Origin of the sequence: Paenibacillus sp. GM1FR (assembly GCF_002803315.1) — a bacterium.
In the GTDB taxonomy this organism is placed as follows: domain Bacteria; phylum Bacillota; class Bacilli; order Paenibacillales; family Paenibacillaceae; genus Paenibacillus; species Paenibacillus amylolyticus.
Window position 1 is genome coordinate 1,043,648 of record NZ_MKZL01000011.1, and the last position, 15,424, is coordinate 1,059,071.

10 protein-coding genes are annotated in these 15,424 nt (G+C 48.7%); all 10 read left to right on the forward strand.

The genetic code is table 11. The features are described from left to right. The first annotated feature begins 62 nt into the window (after positions 1-62). Positions 63-1,451 carry a class II fumarate hydratase gene (gene fumC, locus PAEAM_RS10430; RefSeq protein WP_074095411.1) on the forward strand — a complete coding sequence of 463 codons (1,389 nt, stop codon included), beginning with the start codon at positions 63-65 and terminating at the stop codon, positions 1,449-1,451. Between the two features lie 176 nt (positions 1,452-1,627). Beyond that, complete coding sequence (locus PAEAM_RS10435; RefSeq protein WP_243391296.1) at positions 1,628-4,372, forward strand: CHASE3 domain-containing protein; 2,745 nt, start codon at positions 1,628-1,630, stop codon at positions 4,370-4,372. A 221-nt stretch (positions 4,373-4,593) separates the two neighbouring features. Then, positions 4,594-6,216 carry a PucR family transcriptional regulator gene (locus tag PAEAM_RS10440; RefSeq protein WP_036613758.1) on the forward strand — a complete coding sequence of 541 codons (1,623 nt, stop codon included), beginning with the start codon at positions 4,594-4,596 and terminating at the stop codon, positions 6,214-6,216. 239 nt (positions 6,217-6,455) lie between these two features. Next, a complete protein-coding gene (gene pucL, locus PAEAM_RS10445; protein WP_100527440.1) occupies positions 6,456-7,961 on the forward strand; it encodes a factor-independent urate hydroxylase in 1,506 nt (501 codons plus the stop codon). Further along, on the forward strand, positions 7,961-8,338 hold the full coding sequence (uraH, locus tag PAEAM_RS10450; RefSeq protein ID WP_100527441.1) for a hydroxyisourate hydrolase: 378 nt from the start codon (positions 7,961-7,963) through the stop codon (positions 8,336-8,338). Before pucL ends, uraH begins: the two co-directional genes overlap by 1 nt. A 43-nt stretch (positions 8,339-8,381) precedes the next feature. Beyond that, positions 8,382-9,785, forward strand: a complete 1,404-nt coding sequence (gene allB, locus PAEAM_RS10455) for an allantoinase AllB (RefSeq protein WP_100527442.1) — start codon at positions 8,382-8,384, stop codon at positions 9,783-9,785. Further along, complete coding sequence (locus tag PAEAM_RS10460) at positions 9,782-11,089, forward strand: Zn-dependent hydrolase (protein WP_100527443.1); 1,308 nt, start codon at positions 9,782-9,784, stop codon at positions 11,087-11,089. Before allB ends, PAEAM_RS10460 begins: the two co-directional genes overlap by 4 nt. Before the next feature lie 6 nt (positions 11,090-11,095). After that, a complete protein-coding gene (locus tag PAEAM_RS10465) occupies positions 11,096-12,337 on the forward strand; it encodes a pyridoxal-phosphate-dependent aminotransferase family protein (RefSeq protein ID WP_100527444.1) in 1,242 nt (413 codons plus the stop codon). Beyond that, positions 12,331-13,926 (forward strand): gamma-glutamyltransferase, encoded by a 1,596-nt coding sequence (ggt, locus tag PAEAM_RS10470; RefSeq protein ID WP_100527445.1) that lies wholly within the window; start codon positions 12,331-12,333, stop codon positions 13,924-13,926. Before PAEAM_RS10465 ends, ggt begins: the two co-directional genes overlap by 7 nt. A gap of 137 nt (positions 13,927-14,063) precedes the next feature. Beyond that, on the forward strand, positions 14,064-15,386 hold the full coding sequence (locus PAEAM_RS10475) for a 5'-deoxyadenosine deaminase (RefSeq protein ID WP_036613764.1): 1,323 nt from the start codon (positions 14,064-14,066) through the stop codon (positions 15,384-15,386). The last annotated feature ends 38 nt before the right edge of the window (positions 15,387-15,424 follow it).

Here is a 15,424-nt window from a genome sequence, read left to right on the forward strand (position 1 = left end):
ATATGACGAGATACACAAGCTTTGTAGAGACCCAGACCATCTTTTTGGAGGAGGACAAGCAAGTGGAATACCGCATTGAGAGAGATACGTTAGGCGAAATGAAAGTACCAGCCGACAGGCTGTGGGGAGCTCAGACGCAGCGCAGCAAGGAGAACTTCCCGATTGGCAGTGAACATATGCCGATGGAAGTTATCCGTGCCCTTGCCATTTTGAAAAAAAGTGCTGCGGCCAGTAACCATAAATTAGGTAAATTATCTGCGGCTAAGTCCGATGCTATTGCTTATGCAGCAGACGAGATTATTGCAGGCCGAATTGATGACCATTTCCCACTGGTAGTATGGCAGACGGGAAGCGGAACACAATCCAATATGAACGTGAACGAAGTGATTGCCAATCTGGGGAACCAACTGCTGGAGCAAAAGGGCAAGGAAGAGCGTCTGCATCCAAATGATGACGTGAACATGTCCCAGAGCTCCAACGATACATTCCCAACGGCTCTGCATGTCGCGGGTGTTCTGGCTGTTGAGGATCAACTCTTGCCGGCCATTGCGGTATTAAAAGCCACTTTTGCAGACAAGTCGGAGGCATTCAAGGATATTATCAAGATTGGACGTACCCACCTCCAGGATGCAACACCAATTACGCTTGGTCAGGAGATCAGTGGTTGGGAAGCCATGCTGGGCAAGAGTGAGCGTATGATCCGTGAAAGCGTACAGTATCTGAAGGAGCTTGCGATCGGCGGTACAGCTGTCGGAACGGGCATTAATGCACATCCGGACTTTGGGGACTTCACTGCCAAGGAGATTGGCAAACATACGGGGAAAGATTTTGTATCTGCACCAAACAAATTCCACGCACTTACAAGTCATGATGAAGTTGTGTATGCGCACGGTGCGGTTAAAGCGCTTGCAGCTGATTTGATGAAAATTGCCAATGATGTCCGATGGTTGGCCAGTGGTCCTCGTAGTGGATTGGGCGAGATCCGTATTCCTGAGAATGAGCCAGGCAGCTCCATTATGCCAGGTAAAGTCAATCCAACTCAGAGCGAGGCCATCACTATGGTGGTTACGCAGGTCATGGGTAATGATGCAGCGATTGGTTTCGCGGCAAGTCAGGGTAATTTTGAACTGAATGTATTCAAACCGGTTATCATCTATAACTTCTTGCAATCCGTGCAACTCTTGGCGGACTCCATTATTGCGTTTAATGACAAGTGTGCCGTGGGCATCGAGCCTAATCTGGATCAGATTGAACATAATCTGAACAATTCGCTTATGCTGGTTACAGCGCTTAACCCGCATATTGGTTATGAGAATGCAGCCAAAATCGCGAAACTTGCACATAAAGAAGGTTTGTCTTTGAAACAGGCGACGTTACAAACGGGCCTGCTTACCGAAGAGCAATTTGATCAATATGTCGATCCAGCCAAAATGATCGCTCCAAAGGCCTAAAATCAGCCAAAATGAGCAATATAGATCACTGAAGAGGACGACCTGCACAAGCAGGTCGTTTTTCTTATGATTACCGATGAACTTAAAGCTTGTCAGACTATACGTATACATATAAACTACATATGCACCAGTTTTAATTTAATTATGGGATTCGTATATATTTGGAGGTTTCCGCGTTGTCAAAAACGAGAAGATTTACGATACGCTCCAAAATTTTATTGGGCTATCTTGTGGTTGTGCTTTTGTTTGGAGCTGTTCTGTTAGTGCTTACGGCCCAAATTAATGTGTTACAGAAGGAAAATGATTTTATCTCCCATCATGATCTGGAAGTACATAATCTGACCAACGCGATTGAAAAAAATGTCTTGAACATGGAGACAGGACAGCGTGGATTCATGATTACAGGTAATGAAAGTTACTTGGAGCCTTATTCCCAAGGCCTATCCCAGTGGAGTTCCAACTATGATCAGTTGAATGCTCTCATTAGCGATAATCCTTCACAGCAGCAGAGTCTGCAAAGCATCAAAGCTCATATTACACGCTGGATTGAGATTGCTGGGGAGCCGTCGGTAGACTTGAAAAAGCAAGGGGATCAAGCAAAAGTAGTTGCATTCTTCGAATCTGATCCGGGTAAAACTGAAATTGATCTACTGCGCTCTCAACTTACAACCTTCCGTAACACAGAGATCACTCTGACCGAGGCGAGGGTTACTGAACTTGCCAGACGCAGTTCTACACTGCTGTCGATTATGTACACGCTGTGGGGTATTATTGCAGCATTATCCATTGCAGCCGCGATTGTGATATCAGGAAATATCGTCAAAACGTTGCGAGATGTTATGCAAACCATCAGTGATATCTCCAAAGGTGGAAACCTGAAGCAGCGAATTCAGGTGCGCACACATGATGAAGTGGGAGACCTGGGCCACGAAACCAACAAATTACTGGATGAAGTACAGGAACAGAATCGGGTCAAAGACCAGATCACAGGCATTGCCACACTCTTACAGAACCCGACCAATATGGAAGGATTGTCCCGCTTGTTCCTGAACGAGCTAGCCATGTTGTTTGAAGTTCCCTATAGCGTCTTATATTACTGGAAAGACAATCGACTGCTGCGCGTGGCTGCATATGCTGGGGATGGAGAGAAAGAACGTTCGCTCGGTAAAGTGTCGCTTGCTCCGGGTGAGGGGCTTGTAGGTCAAAGTGCTGTGGAGAAGCGAGTTCTACGCATGAATGATCTGCCCCAGAACTATATCCGAATCTCTTCGGGTCTTGGGTATACATCTGCCACATCACTTACTGTAGTCCCGGTCCTGTTCGAAGGCAGAACGATTGCAGTAATCGAGCTTGCTTCAATGAAGCCGTTGCAAGAGAATGATATGAAGCTGATGCAAGAGCTGACGGATATTTTTAGTGTTTCCCTACACTCTACCGTCACTCGCATGGAATTACAGCAATTATATGATGAGTCACAAGTTCTGAATGAAGAATTACAGGCACAATCGGAGAAACTTCAGGCTCAGACCGAAGAGATGTTGTCTCAGACGGAGGAACTGCAAATGCAGACCGAAGAACTTCATATGCTTAACGATCGTCTGGAAGTACAGAAGAGTGCTGCAGAGACATCAGCCAATGAACTTTCGGTTGTGGCAGATCAGTTACGAACGAGCTCGGGGTACAAATCCGAATTCTTGGCGAACATGTCCCATGAACTGCGGACACCGCTCAACAGCATGTTGATTTTATCTGAGATATTGTCTGAAAATAAAAATCAACACTTGAATAGTGAAGAGCAGAACTATGCTTCAGTCATTCACAAATCAGGAAAAGACCTGCTGAATCTGATCAATGATATTCTGGATCTATCCAAGGTGGAAGCCGGACAGATGGAAGTGGATTTCGATGATGTCTATCTGGGCAGTGTTCCTGAAGTTATGAACCAGTATTTCCTGAAAACAGCGGAACAGAAAAAAATAGATTTCCGAATTCAGCTCCAAAGTCCTTTACCGGAAACGATCGTGACGGATGAGATGAGATTGCATCAGATTCTCCGAAACCTGCTCTCGAACGCATTCAAGTTCACCAGTGAGGGTGAAGTTGCCTTAACCATCTCCAAAATGAGTCTGGCTCATCCTGAATTGAAAGATCAAGAGACCGACGTGATTGCTTTTTCCGTCAGTGATACAGGGATCGGAATTGCGGATAACAAACTCGTGCAGATCTTCGATGCTTTCAAACAGGCGGATGGAGCTACAGCACGTAAATACGGAGGAACCGGACTTGGCCTGTCGATCTCTCAATCGCTTGCGAATTTGTTGGGGGGTTCAATCTCGGCTACAAGTCGTGAAGGACATGGCAGTGTGTTCACGCTATTCCTGCCACTGCGAAGAGATGAACCTGAGACTATGAATGCATCGCGGTTGTTCCTGAATGAGGTGGCTACCACTACACCTGAGATCAATAAGCTTCCTTCAATCACTTCCGGACAATCGGATGTTTTATTGACACCTCTGGAAGAAGCGTTGCTCAGCGGACGCCAAGTACTTGTCGTTGATGATGATATACGTAATGTATATGCCCTGGCTAACGCCCTTGAGCAATACGGTATGAATGTCATTTCAGCGCAAAACGGGTACGAGTGTCTGGAATTGTTGGAGCGTGGAGGAGTCAAACCTGATATCATCATGATGGATATTATGATGCCGGAACTTGATGGTTATGAGACAACTCGCCAGATCCGTGAACGACTTGGTCTGACTCAGCTTCCGATTATTGCGCTGACAGCCAAGGCCATGAAAGAGGATCGGGAGAAATGTATTGCAGCAGGTGCTTCGGACTATCTCAGCAAGCCATTGAATATCAAAGATGTATTATCCCGTATGAAATTATGGATGAATCCCGAAACCATGGAAATCTGATCTAAAAACCTATGCCGATTACAGGAAAGTGCGCTGTAATTAGGTCATAGGTTTTATTTTTTTGCCGTGTAAGCTTTATTCAGAAAATTGATGTTATAATACTTAACAATAAATAAAAGTTGAACGCATAAATATGGATTTAATTAGAAAAACAATGCGAAATTTAGTTTCGTTAACCAGAATGACATAACATTGTGTTATATATATGGGAGGTAGTGTCCATGCAACTTACGGTTAAAGAGGCTTTACAGGTATACCCGTTGTCAGAGGCCAAACTGGTTGCGGGTGGAGAAGGGACTTCACGGATGATGAAATCCGTTAATGTCATGGACGCTCCTGATATCGCGGATTGGATCAAATCCGGAGAAATGTTGTTCACCACTGCTTTTATTATGAAAGACAGTGAGACGGATGCACTACGTTTGATGCGACGTTTGAATGAACGCGGCTGCGCAGGACTCGGCATCAAGCTGGGGCGTTTCTGGCAGTCCATTCCCCAAGGTATTGTCGAAGAAGCTGATCGACTTCGGTTGCCACTGCTTGAGCTCCCCTTTCAATTCACCTTCTCGGACCAGATGAATGCCTTGTTCAAGGCTGAACATGAACGCAGTAACCGATTACTGCATGAGGTTGTGCAGAAACAGAAGAAATTAATGCAGTTTGCACTGCAACAGCAGCCACATCGGAATGTGTTTGCCGAACTTGCCACGGTGCTGAACTATCCGCTTGCCGTCATTGGTTCACGTGGGCATGTGCTGTATGGTAGTGAAGGCATTGCAGGGGATGCTGTAACCCAAGGCTGGCCTTGGAAATCCGTCATGCACCGAGTGAAATGGAATCAGGGAAGTTGTCATCGCGTACCCATCAAGCAAAATGATGAAGAATACGGATCGTTGCTTGTGTTTACCGATTCAGCCTTATCCCTTCGAGCGGAGGAAGAACTGTTCCAGCAGGCTGCCGATGTACTGGCATTTTATATGGATATGACTTATCGCGAGCATATTAATCCGACTGTGCAAGATGAGATGCGCACACTGCTTTCGCAGTATCTGGATAACAAAATGACTGTTCAGGAATTGACCACTTTGAGTGAAAACAAAGGTGTACATCTGTTCCAGGGAACCTATCAGTGCGTATTGATTACACTTGAGCCGACTCTGTTTGCCGAGGGAAAGCTGCTTAAACAGATTCATCGCGAGTTGCAATACAATCCGCTGATGCAATTCACGGCCTCACAGCATTTTCAGATCGAAGATGGCATTCTGTCCATCTACACCTGCCCAACAGGGCGAGATTATGGAGAGGAGCTGTCAAGTTTTCTCTTGAGCCGTTTCGGTGATGTTCTGGCAGCGCAAGAAGCAAAAGGGGCACCGGCTCCGCGTTTCTGGATAAGCAAAATGAAACATGAACCCAAATCGCTCCGTGAAGCATACCAGGAGTGTCTGGATACACGACAACTGGCTCGTCGATTCGGCATGAAAGACCGTGCGTTGCAATTTGAAATGCTCGAATTTGCCTATGTGTTCCAACACGTACCGGATAACATCATGGAGAACTACTGCAATAAAGTACTTGAACCGTTACTTGCCAGGGATGGTGATCCCAATCAGGTGCTGATGAATACATTGGAGTCCTTTATCGAGAATGACGGACTGATCAATGAAGCTGCCAAGCAACTGTTTGTGCATCGCAACACGGTCACTTATCGGATGGAGAAAGTTGGCAGCTTGCTGCAAATGGACTTTAAGAAAACAAATGATTTGCTTAAGTTAAAGCTGGTATTCACCTTCCGCAAGTTCGTGCGGGACAAAGCAGCGGCAAGACCCCACAATGTCCAACTCTAGACCGTACATTGTGCAACATGACAATGCTAACGGGTCATATCCCCGAGAACCGCATTCCCTTGATGGAATGCGGTTCTTTCATGTTTAAGGACCACAAAAGCTGCTCTCCCCGTGCACAGCAAACAAATCACAACTCTGATGTTATGTTATATTACAAAATTGCGTAAATATTGTTGTCGTGACATTGAACGGCACTTAGAATGAAGAACAATAATCCACAACAGACCGGAGGTTCTAACATGAGCGACTTAATTAAACTTGTTAACAACTGGTCTATCACACAGTTTGTGCATACGTTTGGCGGCTTATTTGAGGAATCACCATGGGTGGCTGAGCGTGCCGGGCTTTCACGACCTTTTGATTCATTTGAACAGATGATGAAAGTAATGAAAAACGTGGTTCAGGCATCGGATGACCAGGTGAAGTTGCAGTTGCTTCGAAATCACCCGGATCTTGGAGCACGTATCAGCATGAGCAGCAACTCCATTCAGGAGCAGGCTGGTGCAGGACTTGATTCACTCTCACAAGAGCAATACAACGAACTTCAACAATTAAACAAAGCATATACAAGCCAATTTGGCTTTCCTTTCATATTGGCCGTAAAAGGCCATACCGCAAGCTCCATCCTCGAATCCATGAGACAACGTCATCGCCGAGGCAGGGAAGAAGAATTCGAGACTGCAATGAAAGAAGTATTCAAGATAGCGGGCATTCGTTTGGAGCAGTGGCTTGCACAGATCGGTCATGAACATGAGTTCGTGAGCAAGCCAGCCGCAGTGCAGCAGCGGACGATGTATTACGGCAAAGGGGATGTGTGGATGTACCGTTCCTACGCCAAACCGTTGACGGGTATCCAGTCCATTCCGGAATCTCCTTTTATGGGACGCAGTAATATTCTGTTTGGATTGAACATCAAGGTGGCTGTGCAGGGGGATGAATTCTTGCCTTCTTTTGCAGAAGGGGATAATTCGCTGGTGGTCGCAACCGATTCGATGAAAAATTTCATTCTCAAACATGCAGCGGACTACACAGGTGCGACGGTGGAAGGATTTCTTGCGCTGGTAAGTCGGCGTTTCCTGGAGACGTATCCGCAGATGAGCAAGGTTCAGATGACAGCAGATCAGATTCCTTTTGAAGATATACCCATTGGATTAGAAGGAAGTTATCGACCGAGTGCGCTCGTATTTCGTTATTCGCAGAATGATCGTGCGACAGCTGCCGTGGAAGCAGAACGAACAGGAGACTCGATTGAACTCAGCAACCATTTCAGTGGTGTAGCCGATCTGAGACTGATCAAGGTCAAAGGCAGTGAATTTGCCGGATTTATGCAGGATGAATATACCACTCTTCCAGAGACATGGGATCGACCGTTATTTATTTTCCTGAACATCAATTGGCGTTATGAAGATCCGAGAGATGGCATGGACGATCAGCGTGGACGGTATGTAGCGGCGGAACAGGTCAGAGATTTGGCTGCTGCGGTATTTCATGAGTGTCGATCCGCTTCTATTCAACATCTGATCTACCAGATTGGACGAAGGTTGTTAAGTCGATTTGAGCAACTGAGTGAGGTTTCATTTGAGTCCAACAATCGGACTTGGGAGACGGTGCTGGAGGAAGTGAAAGAGGGAGAAGGCAAAGTATTTACCGAGCCGAGACCACCATATGGATTCCAGGGTTTCTCGATGACAAGGGATGATCTGGGAGCAGACGGCCGTAACTCCGGGAAAGAAGGTGACGTCTGATGTCGATATCTGGTGGACGAATTACAACACATGTGCTGGATACATCCAAAGGTGTGCCTGCTGCGGGTGTTCGGATCGAGCTGTATACCCTGAAGAGGGATGGAGAACAGGAAAGCAAGATAAAAGTGGCTGAGTCCGTGACCAATGCGGATGGACGTTTGGATGCACCTCTGCTGGATGGAGGCAAGTTGGAGTCAGCGATATATGAGCTTCAATTCCATGTCGAGAGTTATTACGCACAGCGTTCGTTGGAGGAGCTAGGCCAGGCATTATGGACGATTGTTCCGATTCGTTTTGCCGTATCTGATGCCTCAAGCCATTATCATATTCCGTTATTGATTGCTCCAGGAGGTTACAGTACATACCGGGGAAGCTGAATATGCACACATCCGGTTCTGATTCAGGGGGAGGGTCATCCACATGACAACATTTGATACCATCATCCGGGGGGCCCGGGTGGTGCTGAGAGATCGGGTAGAACAACTGGATATCGGCATTACTGGTGAGAAAATAACGGAACTATCCACGCGGCTGACCGCTGGTGAAGCGACTTGCATCATAGAAGCTGAGGGGCTTACAGTGATGCCGGGTGTCGTGGACATTCATGTACACTTCAATGAACCTGGACTCGCCAGTTGGGAGGGATTTCGATCGGGCTCGGCAGCCCTTGCCGCAGGGGGAATCACGACCTATGTCGATATGCCACTTAACGGCGTACCACCAACCACAAGGCCGGAAGCATGGGAGATGAAAAAGAAAGCAGCTGCAGACCAATCCTATGTTGATTATGCGTTCTGGGGCGGTTTGGTTCCCGGCAATCGTGATGAACTTGCTCCACTGGCAGGGTTGGGTGCTGCCGGATTCAAGGCATTTATGTCTGAGCCGGGTGGAGATGGGGAAGATATTTTTGCCAGAGCCGATGACCATACATTGCTGGACGGAATGCATGAGCTTGCCAAATTAAACCGTGTGCTGGCACTTCATGCAGAGGACGAAGGCATCGTTGCCGAACTCGCTGTGAGAAGCATTGCGGAGGGAAAGACTGAACCGATGGATTATATCCGATCCCGTCCTGTGGAAGCTGAAGTCGTCGCGGTTGCCCGGGCGTTGAAGTATGGTGAACTGACCGGTTGTGCGCTGCATTTTGTGCATATTAGCACCCGGGAAGCGCTGGACTTGATTGCAGCGGCTAAACGGCGTGGGCAAGACGTCACTTCGGAGACATGCCCTCATTATCTGACGCTGGTCGATCAGGATGTGGTCCGTTTGGGTGCTGTGGCAAAATGTGCTCCACCGCTTCGCAGCTCTTCCGAACAGGAGCAGTTATGGGATGCACTGACTTCGGGATTGATTGATATTATTGCCTCAGACCATTCTCCATGTCCTCCATCCATGAAACAATCTGATAACTTCTTCGAAATTTGGGGCGGTATATCCGGTGCGCAAAGCACATTGTTAATCATGCTGGAGGACGGACATCTTCAGCGGGATATCGACCTCCCGTTGCTCGGAAGAGTGCTCTCCCTTCAGCCTGCCAGAAGGCTTGGTCTGGAGCACAAAGGAGAGATTGCGATTGGCAAGGATGCAGATCTGGTCCTGATTGACTGGGAGAAAAGCACAAGCCTGAACACAGAGGATCTGCTCTATACGCATAAACAGAGCCCTTATGTGGGACGTACATTTAACTGTCAGATTGCAGACGTACTTTGTCGTGGGCAGCGTGTTTATAACTCGGAATCCGGATTATCTCCTGTGCCTCTCGGGCAACACATTGCGGCTTACTTTTCTAGTCCCATCGAAGCGGGAACGGAGGAGACGCCATGACGGAGTCTGGAGTATACCGGTCATCCGGTACCAATAATGCACCTCTTCCTTTGCCGGATGTGGAACAGGTGGAGCTGCAAGGCATGCTTGACTGGCTGTCGACATATGGTGCGGATGCACATGGCGGCGTCACACGACTGTTGTATGACTCGGCTTGGTGTGAAGCACAAGATGCCCTTGCAGCCAAAATGCAGGAGAAAGGGCTGTCTCCCGAATTTGACCAGTCCGGTAATCTGTATGGCACACTCAAGAGCGAGGGTAAGGAATCAGCGACTGGTGCTGAAGAATTACCGATTGTGACCGGATCACATATTGATACTGTGGTGTATGGTGGCAAATATGATGGTGCTTACGGTGTGGTGGCGGGAGTCCTGGCATTGGAGTATTTGCAGAAGCATTTCGGAGCACCGATGCGCACACTTCAAGTGGTGTCGTTATGCGAAGAAGAAGGAAGTCGTTTCCCTTTCGCGTATTGGGGTTCACGCAGTATAACAGGAATAACGACACTGGAAGATATAGAGCATCTAAAAGATCAAGACGGCATTACCTTTGCACAAGCGATCCGCGATGCGGGCTTTGGACCCGATAGTGCATATAGACCTGCCGCGAAAAATTACGGTGCCTTTATTGAGCTTCACATTGAGCAAGGTCAGGTTCTGGAACGTCTTGGACATTCGATTGGAGTTGTATCCGACATTGTAGGTCAGAAGCGATTCAGTATCACCGTAAGCGGTGAAGCGAATCACGCGGGGACGACGCCGATGTCCTGGCGCAAGGATGCACTTGCCGGAGCAGCCGAGATGATTGCTGCGGTAAGGAGTATCGCATTGGATGTTGGCGAACCGCTCGTAGCCACGGTTGGGCGAATCACGGCCGATCCGGGTGTTGGGAACGTGGTTGCAGCACGGGCGGTGTTTTCACTGGATATCCGCCATATCCGGCAGGAGAGTATTGATCGCTGCTGGCAGGATATGCTCCAGGCATTTAGTCGTATCGCAGCCGAGCAGCAGCTTGGACTGGACTGGGAAGAACATCTATCTGTCACACCCATCCCCATGAATGCGCAGATGATCTCAGACATTCAGGATACCTGTGAGCAGGTGCAGTTGTCCTACTGGTTAATGCCAAGCGGCGCGGGACATGATTCGCAGATTTTTCAGCCGGCTTGTCCAACGGCCATGATTTTTGTGCCGAGTCAGGACGGTATCAGTCATAATCCACTTGAATATACAGCTGAAGCAGACCTGATGCACGGTTTTCGGGTTCTGGTCCGGCTACTCTATAAATACGGTTACGGGAGTTGAATGAAGATGTCCAACTATAAAGAGTTATCTCCGTCCTTGCGGACCATTATGACCCCGGGACCCGTTGAGGTTGATCCACGCGTACTTAGAGCATTATCTTTTCCGATCCTGGGGCAGTTTGACCCGGAGTTCACATCTTTGATGAACGAGACGATGGCGATGCTACGAGAGTTATATATGACAGATAACGAGTGGTGTTATCCAGTCGATGGTACATCCCGTTCAGGGATAGAAGCTGTGTTGGTCAGTCTGATCCAGCCCGGTGATAAAGTTCTCGTCCCGATCTACGGACGATTCGGACATCTGCTGGTTGAAATCTCGGAACGCTGCGGTGCAGAGGTTGTTTTTTTTGAAACGGAATGGGGAACGGTATTTGATCCAGAAGAAGTGATCAAGGCGATTCATACCCATAAACCGAGTCTGGTTGCGATGGTTCACGGTGAAACTTCCACCGGTCAGATGCAGCCCCTTGCCGAGATTGGCAAAGCCTGTCGCGACCTTGATATCTTACTCGTCGTGGATGCTGTAGCAACCATTGGTGGGACTCCGGTGGAGACGGATGCCTGGCATCTGGATGCGGTAATGGGTGGTACGCAGAAGTGCCTGTCCGTTCCTTCAGGGATGGCGCCTCTTACGTACAACAGTCGTGTGGAACAGAAACTAATGAGCCGCAAAACAGTTGAACGCGGACTGCGAGATGCAACCAGTGCGCGGGCAGAAGGCCGCACGATTGCCAGTAATTATTTTGACCTGAGCCAATTGCAGGATTACTGGAGTTCAGCAAGGTTGAACCACCATACGGAGGCCACTTCCATGCTATATGGTCTTCACGAAGGATTGCGTATTCTGCTGCAAGAAGGATTGGAGGCCAGATTCCAGAGACATCTGGTAAATGAACGTGCGTTGGTTGCTGGAATTCAGGGAATGGGACTGCAACTGTACGGGGATATGTCAAGCAAACTTCCGGTGGTTACTTGTATCACGATTCCGGAGGGGATTGATGGTGAGTCGGTGCGCAACATGTTGCTGAACGATTTCAGCATTGAGATTGCCAGTTCATTTGGACCGTTAAAAGGACAAATCTGGCGGATCGGTACAATGGGATTCAGCTGCCAGCGCAAGAACGTACTTCATGTGCTCGGAGCGCTGGAAGCTGTTCTATTACGTCATCGACATTTACTACCTGCCGGTGAAGCAGTGCAGGCGGCATTGGATGTGTATGCAGGGAAGGAGGGCGCTTTATGTTAAACCAGATGCCAATCTCCAGAGAGGTCATGGTCACCTCTCCTCATTATCTGGCGAGTGCAGTTGGAAGCTCTATCCTCCAGCAGGGCGGGAATGCTTATGATGCTGCTGTTGCGGTCAGTGCAGCTCTGGGTGTGGTATATCCGCATATGACCGGACTTGGAGGGGATGCCTTCTTCCTGATTTATGACGGAGCCAGCGGTGAGATTACCGCCTATAACGGAAGTGGCCGCTCAGCCGCAGGCATTCATGCCGATACGTTCAAAGCGATGGGCATGAATGCCATCCCTCAACGCGGTGTACTTAGTGCCATCACGGTTCCGGGAATGGTGGATGCCTGGTGGGAAGTCTGGTCCCGGTACGGTAAGTTACCGTGGGAGCAGTTGCTTGAACCTGCCGCGCAGTATGCGGAAAAAGGATGCCCTGTATCCCGGAATCTCCGCCTGTGGATGGAAAGGGATGAAGATTTCATTATGGACCATTCACCGCTGCGAGCGGTATTTGCGCCTTTGGGTACACTTTTGCAGGAAGGTGAACTGCTGATCCAGCCTGATCTTGCTGCCTCCATTCGTCTGATTCAGACGGAAGGGCGAGATACTTTTTATACAGGAGAACTCGCGGATCGTCTGACTTCAGCTATTCGTGAGGATGGGGGCATGCTTGCCCCAGCAGACTTTGCAGGACATCGTGGCGAGTGGGTGAAACCCGTTAGCACGGAGTATCGTGGCTATGAAGTTCATCAGATGCCGCCCAACTCGCAGGGATTCTCGATGCTGATGATGTTAAATATGCTGGAGCATACGGATCTGTCCTCTGTAGCACGTACCTCACCTGAATTCTATCATCTGATGGCGGAAGTGGTGAAAAAGGCGTTTCGTGATCGTGACCGTTATCTGACGGACCCGGATTTCAGGGACATTCCGCTGGATCTTCTGTTATCCAAGAGTTACGGAGACCAACTGTGGAATGAGATTCAGTCTGCTCCACCTGTGGCACAGCCGTTTTTGTCCAAAACGATAGGTCAGGACACGGCGTATGCAGCGGTTGTTGATAGCGAAGGCAATGCCGTTTCATTCATCCAAAGCCTGTATTTTGACTTCGGTGCAGCGTATGTTCCGGGGGATACGGGGGTTATCATGCAGAACCGGGGGTCGTTTTTCTCCTTAGATCCGAGGGATGCCAACGTTCTGGAACCCAACAAACGCTCATTCCACACCCTCATGCCGGGCCTTGTTACACGAGATGGCAAACCTTATATGCTCGTGGGTACACAGGGGGGAGAAGGGCAGCCGCAGACACAATTATCTGTGCTTACCGGAGTGCTTGATTATGGGCTGAACATTCAGGAAGCAATCAGCCTGCCGCGTTGGGTGTATGGACGTACCTGGGGCGAAGAAGGCGATACGATGCGTGTGGAGAACCGATATCACGATGACGTATGTGCAACCCTTGCCCAATGGGGACATAACGTTGAAGCGAGAGCGCCGTGGGACGGCATTATGGGACAATCGCAAGGCATTGTCATTCGTGAGGACGGCATGATTAGCGGCGCAGCAGATCCCAGAGGCGATGGCATGGCTATTGGGTGGTAACAGTTACATGAACACTTATAAGTTCAACTAGATATTTACACGATAACAGCGATCGGAAGGTTAGTCTGTCATTGGAGTGAGAGTGTAAATATGTATGAGTTGTACTATATAGACAGACACAGATAGGGGAGATTGGCATGGGAACGATCCTGCTGAAAGGCGCACAGCTTGTGACGATGAATGCAGAAGAGGAAGTGTTCATCGGAGATCTGTTGATCGAGGATAACAAAATCAAGGAGATTGCAGCTCACATTGACGTTCAGGCTGACCAGGTCATTGATGCTCGTGGCAAAGTGCTGTTGCCAGGTTTCATTCAGACGCATATTCATCTGTGTCAGACCTTGTTCCGTGGACGTGCGGATGATCTGGAACTGATGGATTGGCTCCGTCAACGAATCTGGCCGCTGGAAGCAGCACATGATGAGGAGTCCGTGTATTATTCGGCAATGCTTGGACTCGGCGAATTGATCTCCAGCGGAACCACGACCATTCTGGATATGGAGACGGTACATCACACGGACTCGGCGTTTCAGGCGATGGCACAGAGCGGCATCCGGGTCATCTCTGGCAAAGTGATGATGGATCATGGGGACGAGGTTCCGGAACCCCTGCGTGAGGATACAGCAACTTCGCTACAACAGAGTGTGGATCTGCTGGAGAAATGGAACGGGTTTGGCGGAGGTCGCATTCAGTATGCTTTCTGTCCACGCTTCGTTGTATCGTGTACCGAAGAATTGCTGGTAGAGGTGCGCGACCTGTCGAATAAATATCATGTCAAAGTCCACACCCATGCCTCCGAGAATCGCGGAGAGATTGAACTGGTAGAACACGAACGCGGAATGCGTAATATCGTATACCTTGATCATATCGGTCTGGCTACCCCAAGATTGGTGCTGGCCCACTGTGTATGGCTGAGTGAGGAAGAGAAGGAGATCATCCGCAAGCGCGGTGTCAAAGTCACTCACTGTCCTGGATCAAATATGAAACTTTCCTCCGGGGTAGCAGATATTCCGGATCTACTGAATCGGCAGATCGCGGTTGGGATTGGGGCAGATGGTGCCGCATGCAACAATAATCTGGATATGTTTCAGGAGATGCGCCTGACGGCCCTGATGCAGAAGATTCCTCATGGTCCAACGGTGATGGATGCTCGGACCGTATTACGCATGGCTACCATGGGCGGTGCAGAGGTGCTTGGCTTGTCGAAGGAAATTGGCAGTCTCGAAGTGGGCAAAAAGGCAGATATGCTGCTGCTGGATCTGGATGATTTCCACACGTACCCTTCCTATGAGACGGATGTCTATTCCCGCGTAGTGTATTCCGCAACACGTAGCTGTGTGGATACCGTTATTATTGACGGAAGTATCGTGCTCAAGAATCGTAAGATTCAGACGATTGATCGTGGCATTGTGCTGCGTGAGTCGGATAAGAGTATTGCAAGATTGATGAAACGTATCTGATCGAAGGAAGTTTATGCAATTCCAGAAAGGATGGAGAC

Coding starts and splice junctions, on each gene's coding strand:
- uraH (WP_100527441.1), top strand. CDS start 7,961: ATGTCGATATCTGGTGGACGAATTACAACACATGTGCTGGATACATCC.
- pucL (WP_100527440.1), top strand. CDS start 6,456: ATGAGCGACTTAATTAAACTTGTTAACAACTGGTCTATCACACAGTTT.
- PAEAM_RS10460 (WP_100527443.1), top strand. CDS start 9,782: ATGACGGAGTCTGGAGTATACCGGTCATCCGGTACCAATAATGCACCT.
- PAEAM_RS10475 (WP_036613764.1), top strand. CDS start 14,064: ATGGGAACGATCCTGCTGAAAGGCGCACAGCTTGTGACGATGAATGCA.
- allB (WP_100527442.1), top strand. CDS start 8,382: ATGACAACATTTGATACCATCATCCGGGGGGCCCGGGTGGTGCTGAGA.
- PAEAM_RS10465 (WP_100527444.1), top strand. CDS start 11,096: ATGTCCAACTATAAAGAGTTATCTCCGTCCTTGCGGACCATTATGACC.
- PAEAM_RS10440 (WP_036613758.1), top strand. CDS start 4,594: ATGCAACTTACGGTTAAAGAGGCTTTACAGGTATACCCGTTGTCAGAG.
- ggt (WP_100527445.1), top strand. CDS start 12,331: ATGTTAAACCAGATGCCAATCTCCAGAGAGGTCATGGTCACCTCTCCT.